8 protein-coding genes are annotated in these 10,795 nt (G+C 43.7%); 7 read left to right on the top strand and 1 reads right to left on the bottom strand.

Going from position 1 to position 10,795, the window contains the following annotated elements; translation table 11 throughout:
• Nucleotides 1-13: 13 nt before the first annotated feature.
• A complete protein-coding gene (locus CHI10_RS17160) occupies nt 14-298 on the bottom strand; it encodes a YgaP family membrane protein (protein ID WP_095245432.1) in 285 nt (94 codons plus the stop codon).
• Nucleotides 299-493: 195 nt separating this feature from the next.
• On the opposite strand from CHI10_RS17160, the gene CHI10_RS17165 reads away from it, so the two are divergent.
• The 7 genes from CHI10_RS17165 to CHI10_RS17195 all read left to right on the top strand — a co-directional run bounded on the left by CHI10_RS17165 (nt 494) and on the right by CHI10_RS17195 (nt 10,324).
• Nucleotides 494-2,236 carry an adenine deaminase C-terminal domain-containing protein gene (locus CHI10_RS17165; protein WP_179289071.1) on the top strand — a complete coding sequence of 581 codons (1,743 nt, stop codon included), beginning with the start codon at nt 494-496 and terminating at the stop codon, nt 2,234-2,236.
• A 92-nt stretch (nt 2,237-2,328) separates the two neighbouring features.
• Entirely contained in the window at nt 2,329-3,384 is a 1,056-nt protein-coding gene (locus CHI10_RS17170) for a DUF3048 domain-containing protein (protein ID WP_095245434.1), read from the top strand.
• 242 nt (nt 3,385-3,626) lie between these two features.
• Nucleotides 3,627-3,935: a YerC/YecD family TrpR-related protein gene (locus tag CHI10_RS17175; RefSeq protein WP_009336752.1), complete on the top strand. Its 309-nt coding sequence runs from the start codon at nt 3,627-3,629 to the stop codon at nt 3,933-3,935.
• A gap of 160 nt (nt 3,936-4,095) precedes the next feature.
• Nucleotides 4,096-4,782, top strand: coding sequence for a heptaprenylglyceryl phosphate synthase (gene pcrB, locus CHI10_RS17180; protein WP_095245435.1), 687 nt, complete (start codon nt 4,096-4,098; stop codon nt 4,780-4,782).
• Nucleotides 4,783-4,859: 77 nt separating this feature from the next.
• Nucleotides 4,860-7,091 carry a DNA helicase PcrA gene (gene pcrA / locus CHI10_RS17185; RefSeq protein WP_095245436.1) on the top strand — a complete coding sequence of 744 codons (2,232 nt, stop codon included), beginning with the start codon at nt 4,860-4,862 and terminating at the stop codon, nt 7,089-7,091.
• A gap of 41 nt (nt 7,092-7,132) precedes the next feature.
• Nucleotides 7,133-9,139, top strand: coding sequence for an NAD-dependent DNA ligase LigA (gene ligA / locus CHI10_RS17190; RefSeq protein WP_095245437.1), 2,007 nt, complete (start codon nt 7,133-7,135; stop codon nt 9,137-9,139).
• A gap of 15 nt (nt 9,140-9,154) precedes the next feature.
• A complete protein-coding gene (locus CHI10_RS17195) occupies nt 9,155-10,324 on the top strand; it encodes a CamS family sex pheromone protein (RefSeq protein ID WP_095245438.1) in 1,170 nt (389 codons plus the stop codon).
• The last annotated feature ends 471 nt before the right edge of the window (nt 10,325-10,795 follow it).

The following is a 10,795-nucleotide window of genomic DNA, read 5'->3' on the forward strand; positions in this document are numbered from 1 at the left end:
GCTTCCGCTTTTCTTAAGACGGATTATAAGGCAGAATCTCCTCAACAGCCTCATTATTATTATTGTGATTTCCTCTCTTTTCCTGAACCATGTCCTGGCCTCTTTCAAAAAGAGCTGTCAATGGGCAAAAGCGGACAATCCCCTCTGCCACTTTCATGCCTCCAAGCATGGCCATCACAAGATATGAGTCCCTCCAAGGCCTCTTCACAAGCTTTGAAGTGCTCCAGGCCAGTACCGTTAGTCCGACTGTTATGCGTATTAAGGCATTTACAATGCCGATATTTGATTTTACATGCATAGGTCCCACCACTTTCACGAAATTTTTACAATCTTTTACTGATTCTTTAATGCGTTAAACAGTGAAATATGTTACTATAGTAAAACAAGAGCAAATGAAAGGGCTTTCTTTATTGATATAAAGCCATTTAACTCATTGTATTCATACTAAAAACAGAGTCTTTTATATATAGATGTCAACAAGGGAGGGAGTATAGTGCTGGAACAGCGTTACCGTTGGAAAAACAGGCACTTGCGTGAACATGTTTCCGTATTGGACGGAAAACTTTCACCGACGATATTACTTAAGGACGCGCGTTATCTGAATCAGGCGCTTCGCAAATGGATAACAGCAAATGTATGGATTTATGGCGACCGTATTGTTTATGTGGGCGAAAAGCTGCCGGAAAAAACAGATCAGTGCGAGGTCATTGATTGTACAGGACTTACGCTCGTACCCGGATATATTGAGCCGCATGCCCATCCATTTCAATTATATAATCCCCATTCCCTGGCGAGCTATGCATCGCAGTTTGGGACAACAACCCTGATTAATGACAACATGGTGCTTGCTTTACAGCAGGATAAAAAGAAAGCGTTTTCTTTTTTAAAGGAAATGAGAAACATGCCTGCAACAACCTATTGGTGGTGCCGATTTGATGCTCAAACAGAGATCCAGCGCGAAGAATCTGTGTTTTCCCATGGAAACGTTAAATCGTGGCTAGAACATGATGCGGTGCTTCAGGGAGGTGAGCTGACAGGCTGGCCGAAGCTATTGGATGGCGATGATATGATGCTTCATTGGATTCAGGAAACAAAGCGGATGAGGAAAAAGATTGAAGGCCATTTTCCGGGGGCGTCCGAAAAAACGCTGGCAAAGCTTATGCTGCTTGGTGCTGATTGTGATCATGAGTCAATGACAGGAAAGGATGTCTATAATCGCCTTTTACAGGGATATACCGTATCTCTCAGATATTCTTCCATCCGTCCGGATCTGCCGGTTTTATTGGAGGAAATGCATGAACTGGGCATTGATCAATATGATCGGATGGTTTTCACAACAGACGGCTCCTTTTCTTCCTTTTATGAACAGGGAATCATTGATCATATGATCCGCATTGCCATAGATAAAGGAGTGCCGGTTATTGATGCGTATAATATGGCAACCATCAATGTGGCCCGTCATTATGGAATTGATTATTTACATGGCTCGATTGCGACAGGAAGGGTTGCCAATATCAATTTCCTCTCAGATGAAAACGAACCAACTCCTATATCCGTTATTGCCAAAGGGGAATGGGTGAAAAGAGATGGTGAAAACCAGCATGCCTATAAGCCTGTAGCATGGGATGATTACGGCTTTGAACCGATGGAGATTGATTGGGAGCTGACGGCAGATGATATGCAATTCTCCATGCCTTTCGGGATAAAACTCGAGAATGCTGTTATTACGAAGCCATACTCCATCACGATTGACGTATCATCCGAAGAGCTGGAGAAAGATCATGATGAATGTTTCTTCATGCTTGTTGACCGGAATGGAAAATGGCGTATAAATACCATACTTAAAGGCTTTTCGCAAAGCCTGGATGGAATGGCAAGTTCATTTTCCAATACCGGTGACATCATCTTAATCGGCAAAAGCAAACAGGAAATGCTGAATGCTTTTAACCGGCTGAAAGAAATTGGCGGAGGCATTGTCATATCTGAAGGCGGAAGAATTGTCCAGGAGATGGAGCTCCGCTTAAAAGGTGTCATGTCCCATAAAAATGTGGAGGAATTAATGCAGGAAGAAAAACAGCTTGTGCATTATTTGCGTGATCAAGGCTACAGACATGAAGATTCAATGTATACGCTGCTCTTTTTCTCTTCAACCCATCTGCCTTATATCAGGATTACCCAGCAGGGAATGTATGATGTCATGAATAAAACGGTACTCTTTCCAACGATAATGCGTTAAAATATGAAAGAGATGTAATAGATAGAGATTAAAACTGCTCAAGGGAGCTAACATAGAATCCGCATCAAAAGCAACAATCACAGGGGTGGAAAATGTTAAAAAGATGGATAGCTGTATCAGCAGCGGCAATGCTTATCGTTTCTGGTTGCAGTAAAGAAAAAGCAGAGGAGCCGGCAAAGCAGGAGACGGAAAAAGCGGAAGAAGCCACAAAAGGTGTCAGTGCTGAAAAAGAACTTCCATTTCAATATCCGCTCACAGGCTTCGGGTCGGAAACCGAAGTGGATGGAAGGGCTGTAGCGGTGATGATCAATAATCATCCAAAAGCCCGTCCGCAATCGGGGCTTAACCAGGCTGATGTCGTCTATGAAATGCTGGCAGAAGGGGACGTGACTCGTTTTCTTGCTATTTTTCAAAGTGAGCGGCCCGACATGATAGGGCCTGTCAGAAGTTCCAGGGATTATTATATTGAGCTGGCCAAAGGCTATGACAGCCTCTACATTGCCCACGGCTACAGTCCGGAGGCCAAAGAGCTGCTGGATCAGGGGTATGTAGATAACCTCAACGGAATGCAGTATGACGGTACCCTGTTTAAAAGGGAAAGCTTCAGAAAGGCTCCGCATAATTCCTATATTTCTTTTGACAATGTCCTGAAGGGTGCAAAAGAAAAAAATTATGCAATGGAAGATGAACCGAAATCTCTTAAGTTCCTGTCAAAGGAAGAGGTAAAGGCCATTCAGGGAGAGAAAGCTGACTCTGCCATGATCTCCTACCTGGACAATGAATTATTCAATGTTATCTATGAATATGATGCAGGACTTGAGAAATACAAAAGATATTCCAATGGCGAGCTTACAGCTGACTACAAATCCGGGGAACCTGCATTACTCGATAACATTTTCATTGCAGAAGCAGACCATCGAGTGGTTGACAGCGCAGGCCGCCGTGATATTAACTTAACTTCTGGGGGAAAAGGATATCTCCTTCAAAAAGGAAAAGTGACAGAGGTGCAGTGGGAAAATATTGACGGGCGAATTCTTCCTGTCTTAAACGGCCAGCAGACTGGCCTGGTTCCGGGGAAAACATGGATCAACATCGTTCCATCAAACCCGGGCCTTGAGCAAACGGTTTCCTTTGAAGCTAAAAATTAGATTCTGTAACTATAAAATCGCTAATTTAATCTATTCTCTGAGTTGATTGGAGCGGAGGGCACTTGACTCCTGCGGGAAGTGAGGGAAGTGAGAGACCCCACAGGCGAAGCCGAGGAGGCTCTCATTCCTCCCCGCGGAAAGCAAGTGTCCGCAGCGGAAATCAACGGGGCAGAGTTCATGCAGGAAAATTTTTAACAAGAACCTTAATTTAAAACTATTACAATAAAGGGGTATGCAAATATATGCAAATTGATAAGCTAAGAGGCAAAGAACTGGATCAGTTATTTAAGTCAGTATTATCTTTAAAAGACCTTGAGGAGTGCTACCGATTCTTTGACGACTTATGTACAGTGAATGAAATACAATCCCTGGCACAGCGCCTGGAAGTGGCACGCATGCTTCGTGAAGGAAAAACGTATCATAAAATTGAAACAGATACGGGTGCCAGCACGGCAACCATTTCACGTGTAAAACGCTGCCTCAACTATGGAAATGATGCCTATGAAATGGCATTGGAAAGAATTAAAGAAGAAGAACCTGAAAAAGCGTAAATATTCGTTTTGCTTAAACCGATGGGGATGTTCCCGCGGTTTTTTCTTTGTCTTCTATTAATATTTTTCCACCCCATTCTTACATCCTGCTTATATTTTTTATTCCCAATCTTAAATGATATAATGATGAAATGGAATGATAGAATGGAGGCAATTTTGCATGTATGATGTTCGCGAATGGAGCCATGTATTCAAGCTCGATCCGGATAAAAATATATCAGATGAAGACCTGGAGAAGATTTGCGAGTCAGGGACCGATGCGATTATTGTGGGCGGAACAGACGGGGTCACATTGGAGAAGGTGCTGGATTTAATGGCCCGCATCCGCAGATACACGGTTCCCTGTGTGCTGGAGGTTTCGTCCATTGATTCAGTTACACCGGGGTTTGACCTGTATTTTATCCCGACAGTGCTTAACAGCAGGGATGTGAAATGGGTTACAGGCCTTCATCAGGAAGCTGTAAAAGAATATGGGGATATTATGAATTGGGAAGAAATCCTTGTTCAGGGCTATTGCATCCTTAATGAAGAATGTAAAGCCGCGCAAGTCACCAATTCACGCACAGATTTATCTCTTGGAGAGGTAAGGGCATATGCCATGATGGCAGAGAAAATGTTCCGCTTGCCCATCTTCTATCTCGAATACAGCGGAAAGTACGGAGATCCAGAAGTGGTCTCAGAGGTGAAAAATACGCTTGAAGATACCGTATTATTTTACGGAGGAGGCATCCTGAGTGCAGGACAGGCAAAAGAAATGGCCGAGCATGCGGACGTCATTGTGGTCGGAAATGTTATTTATGATGATCTGCAGGCTGCATTGGCCACAGTCAATGCAGCTCGTGCTTAATTCAGGTTGCTGATGCTCAGCAAACAAGATAAAATAGAGTATAAGAACATATGTTTCTATGGTGGTGAAGAGAAGGAATGCAATTTTTAACAGAGAAATTATTGAACGGACTTAACCCGCAGCAGCAAAATGCGGTAAAAGCAACTGACGGACCACTTCTTATAATGGCAGGAGCGGGAAGCGGAAAGACAAGAGTCCTTACGCACAGAATTGCTTACTTAATGGTAGAAAAGGGTGTGAACCCCTACAATATTCTGGCAATCACTTTTACAAACAAAGCAGCCCGTGAAATGCGTGACCGTATCCATAACATGATGGGCGGAGCAGCAGATAATATCTGGATTTCAACGTTCCACTCGATGTGTGTGCGTATCTTGAGAAGAGATATTGACCGGATTGGCTATAACCGCAATTTCACAATTCTGGATTCAACGGACCAGCAATCCGTTATTAAATCGATCCTAAAGGATAAAAACCTGGATCCCAAGAAATTTGATCCCCGTGCAATCCTGGGATCGATCAGTTCGGCAAAAAATGAATTGATTACCCCTGAAGAGTATGCGAAAACAGCTGGAGATTATATTCAGCAAGTTGCCAGTGATGTATATACAGAATACCAAAAGAGATTAAGACGCAACCAGGCGCTTGATTTCGATGATCTAATTATGATCACGATTCAGCTGTTCCAGCGGGTTCCGGAAGTGCTGGAATATTATCAGAGAAAATTCCAATACATTCATGTGGATGAGTATCAGGATACAAACAGAGCCCAATATATGCTTGTAAAGCTAATGGCAAGCCGATTTAAGAATCTTTGTGTAGTCGGTGATTCGGATCAGTCCATTTATAAATGGCGCGGTGCGGACATTGCCAACATTCTTTCCTTTGAGAAGGATTATCCTAATGCACAAACCATCATGCTTGAACAAAATTACCGTTCAACGAAAAGAATCCTGTTGGCTGCGAACGAAGTCATCAGCAAGAACCTGAACAGAAAGCCGAAAAACCTCTGGACCGAAAATGCAGAAGGCAATAAGATCTTCTACTATCGTGCTGACAGCGAGCAGGGAGAAGCTCAGTTTGTTGCAGGTAAAATCAAGGAATACATCAGCACCGGCAAGCGAAGCGCTTCGGATATCGCGATCTTGTATCGGACCAATGCACAGTCCCGTGTAATGGAGGAAGTGCTGTTAAAGTCGAACATAGAGTATTCCATTGTCGGAGGCATCAAGTTCTATGACCGCAAAGAAATCAAGGACATCCTTGCTTATCTGCGTCTGATTGCCAATCCGGATGATGATATCAGCCTTCAGCGTGTGATTAATGTGCCGAAGCGCGGAATCGGCTCCGGTTCGGTTGATAAAATCGCCAACTTTGCACAGCTTCATGAAATGAGCATGTTTGAAGCACTTGAATCAATTGAACTGATTGGCTTGAGCCCGAAAATTACAAAAGGGGCCATTGAATTCAGGGATTTAGTTAAAAACTATACACAAATGCAGGAATACCTGTCTGTGACAGAACTTGTGGAAGGGCTTTTGGAAAAATCAGGCTATCGCGATATGCTGATTGCCGAGAAGTCCATTGAAGCCCAGAGCCGTCTGGAAAACATTGATGAATTCCTGTCTGTTACAAAAAACTTTGAAGAAGCCAGCGAAGACAAATCGCTTATCGCATTTTTGACTGATTTGGCTCTTGTAGCTGACATTGATAAATTGGACGATGATGGTGAAAAAGCCGAATCTGTTGTTCTTATGACACTTCATTCAGCAAAAGGGCTTGAATTCCCTGTTGTCTTTTTACTGGGCCTTGAGGAAGGTGTATTCCCGCACAGCCGTTCTCTAATGGAAGAGTCTGAAATGGAAGAGGAGAGGCGCCTTGCTTATGTGGGAATCACCAGGGCAGAAGAGGAGCTTTTCATTACGAATGCTCAAATGCGTACTTTATTTGGACGCACGAACATGAATCCGCCATCCCGATTTATTAAAGAAATACCTGCTGACTTGCTGGATGGCCTTGAACCTGCTAAAAAGCCGTCTCCATTTGGATCATCACCGTTTGGCTCTCCATCTGCTTCAAGGGGAGCACAGCCTCAGCGGAAAGCAGTGATTCGTCCTTCTGCATCGAATACAGGCGGTGACGATATTGCCTGGAAGGTTGGCGACAAAGCTCAGCACGGAAAATGGGGAACAGGTACTGTTGTCAGTGTGAAAGGATCCGGCGAAGGAACAGAGCTGGATATTGCGTTCCCAAAACCAGTTGGCATTAAGCGTCTGCTGGCCAAATTTGCACCGATTACAAAGGCATAACCCCGCTGCATTTTCATTGGATTATAGAAAGGGTTGAATGTATGGACCTTCAATTGGCAGAAAAAAAGGTGAAAGATCTGCACAACCTTTTGAATCAGTATAATTATGAGTATTATGTTCTTGATCAGCCGTCTGTTCCAGATGCTGAATACGATAGGCTGATGAGGGAACTGATTGAGCTTGAAGAACAATTCCCTGAACTGAAAACAGAGGACTCTCCCACACAGCGGGTTGGAGGGGAAATCCTTGATATGTTTGAAAAAGTCGAGCATCAGTCACAGATGCTCAGTTTGGGAAATGCCTTCAACGAACAGGATTTAAGAGACTTTGACCGCCGTGTCCGCCAGGGTACCGGAGAAAATGTTTCTTATGTGTGTGAATTGAAGATTGATGGGCTGGCTGTCTCCCTGCGCTATGAGGATGGTTTATTTATTCTCGGCGCCACACGCGGTGACGGCTCCATTGGCGAAAATATTACTGCTAATCTAAAGACTATCCGTTCGATGCCACTTCGGCTGAAAGAGAATGTCACGATGGAAGTCCGCGGTGAGGCCTTCATGCCAAGACGTTCTTTTGAGAAACTGAATAAAGCAAAAGAAGAGAATGGGGAGGAGCCGTTTGCTAATCCAAGGAATGCGGCCGCAGGTTCCTTAAGGCAGCTGGATCCGCGCCTTGCAGCAAAGCGCAATCTCGATATTTTTGTCTATGGCATAGCGAATGCGGGGAATACAGGGATTGAATCTCACAGTGAAGGTCTGGATTTTCTGGATAGCCTCGGATTCAAAACAAATAAAGAACGCAAAAGATGTGAAAGCATCGAGGAAGTAATTGAATATGTACAGGGATGGACCGGCAAACGTCCGGATCTTTCTTATGACATTGATGGTATTGTAATCAAAGTCGATTCACTGGAGGAGCAGGAGCAGCTGGGAGCTACTGCGAAAAGCCCGCGCTGGGCCATAGCTTATAAATTCCCTGCAGAAGAGGTTGTTACTACACTCAGGGATATTGAATTAAGTGTGGGGCGCACGGGTGTAGTTACCCCAACTGCGCTTCTGGAGCCTGTCCGTGTTGCCGGGACGACTGTCCAGAGGGCCTCACTTCATAACGAAGATTTGATCCGCGAAAAAGATATTAAGATTGGCGATCAGGTGGTTGTGAAAAAAGCGGGCGATATTATTCCCGAAGTAGTGAATGTACTGGCAGACAGGAGAACGGGTGAGGAGCAGGATTTTAATATGCCGACACATTGTCCGGAATGTGAGAGCGAACTGGTCCGTCTTGATGGTGAAGTGGCTTTGCGCTGCATCAATCCGAAGTGCCCGGCACAAATCAGAGAAGGCCTTATTCATTTTGTTTCCCGTAACGCCATGAACATTGATGGTCTTGGTGAAAAAGTGATCAGCCAATTATTTGCCGAAAATCTGATTAAAGATGTGGCAGATATCTACAAATTAACCTATGATCAGCTCATCCAGCTCGAACGGATGGGTGAAAAATCGGTAAATAATCTTCTTCAGGCCATTCAAACCTCCAAAGGGAATTCTCTTGAAAAATTGTTATTTGGCCTGGGTATTCGCCATGTGGGAGCAAAGGCAGCCAAAACGCTTGCCAAGGAGTTTAGCCATATGGAGGCACTTGAAAAAGCGTCCCGGGATGATTTAACAGCAATTAATGAAATTGGTGAAAAAATGGCGGACTCCATTGTTTCCTTCTTTGAACAAGAGGAAGCCCATGAACTGATTGCCGAGCTGAAAGCAGCCGGAGTCAACATGGCTTATAATGGTCCCAAGCCAGTTTCAGCCGAAAGCTCAGATAGCTTTTTTGCAGGGAAAACGGTCGTTCTGACAGGAAAGCTTGAAATCATGAGCCGAAATGAAGCAAAAGATAAAATAGAGGCGCTTGGCGGCAAAGTATCCGGAAGCGTCAGCAAGAAAACAGATGTAGTAATCGCCGGAGAAGACGCCGGATCCAAACTGACGAAAGCCCAGGAGCTGGGTGTAGAAGTTTGGAACGAGGAGAGACTGGTTGAAGAATTAAATAAGTAAGAGGGTGTAAGCTCCGTGAAAAAACTCATGATGCTTGCTTTATCCCTGACCCTTCTTCTTGCTGGCTGTGCGCCTAATTTTAAAAGCCAAGAGGAAGTTGTTCAGGAAGACAAGAACGAAAAGGATAAGGCAATCATTCCGAACTATAAAATTTCAGACAAGTATTATCGAACGCTGCTGCCATTTGAACCAAGTGAGTCCAGAGGTCTTGTGGTCAATAATATAAGCACTAAATATGACATTAATGAATTTGAGACAGGACTAATGCGTGTGGCACAAAACTCATTTGATCCGGATAAATACTTATTCCAGGAAGGCCAGTATTTAAAAAGAGGAACAGTTCAGGCGTGGCTGAACCGCAAATTCACTGACGATCAGCTGAAGGAACGCGAGCTGAAAGCGGAAGACAACATTGGCTTAAATCCAATGATTGCCGATGGCGGAGATATTGATAAAAATAATGAAAAAAGCCCGATATACCTGGCACATATACTTGAGCACAACTATCTGCTGAAAAACGATGATGGAAAAGTGGGTCTTGGCGGAGTTGTGATAGGTCTTGCCATGAACTCTGTTCATTATTATCAGAAAGAGCAATATGGTGCTACTTTTGAGACAGATATTAAACGGGCTGTTCTTGAACAGGAAGGCAAAAAGATGGCTGAAGAAGTCCTTCAGAGAATACGGCAAATCAAGGGTCTGAAGGATGTGCCGGTAACCATTGCTTTGTTTGAACAGCAGGCAAGGACTTCGGTTGTGCCGGGAAGCTTTTTTGCATATGCTAAGGCAGACAAAGGAAGCAATAAGCTGGGCGGATGGGAAAAGATCAGCGAGAAATATGTCCTGTTCCCTTCAAGCGCAGCCGAAAAAAATCATCGTGATGATTTAACCGCTTTTCTTAACTTTAAACAGGATGTGGAAACATACTTCCCTAACTTCAATGGAGTTATCGGGAAGGCTTTCTATGCCCAGGACCAATTGCAGGAAATCAACATTGATATCCCAATCCAATTCTATGGGAAAGCAGAAGGTATTGGGTTTACCCAATATGTAACAGGGCTTGTTGTCAAACACTTCCCTGAATACATCTCAGTCCAGGTAAACATCTCATCAGTCAACGGCCCGGAAGCGATTGTAGTCCGGAAAGCAGACCAAAGTGAACCTTTTGTCCATATCTATCATTAGAAAACCAGGTACCCAGAAGTGCATGAGAAGCACCTTCTGGGTTTTTGTGTTTTAAGAGAACAGTACTAAAAAAAATATATAACAGTTTTATCCAACCCTGAACCATAAGCCTTCAACTCCTTATCCTTCTAAGAGAAGCCGCAATTTCGCTCTTTAGATGTTAATATATAACATCAGCGGAGAATGTTTGAAGATAATGTTATTTTCATGTTAATATAGTCTTTGGATGAAAACGTTTTAAGAGAATGGCAGTCCTTGTTCCAGCATGTTTTGAGCGGGACGGGGCGCTACTATCTGGCGTTTGATATTTGTATACTCAGGAGGCGGTAAAAATGGTACAACCTTATAAGCATGAGCCATTCACGAACTTTAAAGAAGAAGAACATCGTGAAGCATATTTAAAGGGTTTACAAACTGTAGAAAGCTATTTGGGCCAGGATTATGATCTTTTAATTGGCGGAGAGCGCATTT

The sequence above is a fragment of the Bacillus sp. 7894-2 genome (genome assembly GCF_002272225.1).
GTDB lineage: Bacteria > Bacillota > Bacilli > Bacillales > Cytobacillaceae > Cytobacillus.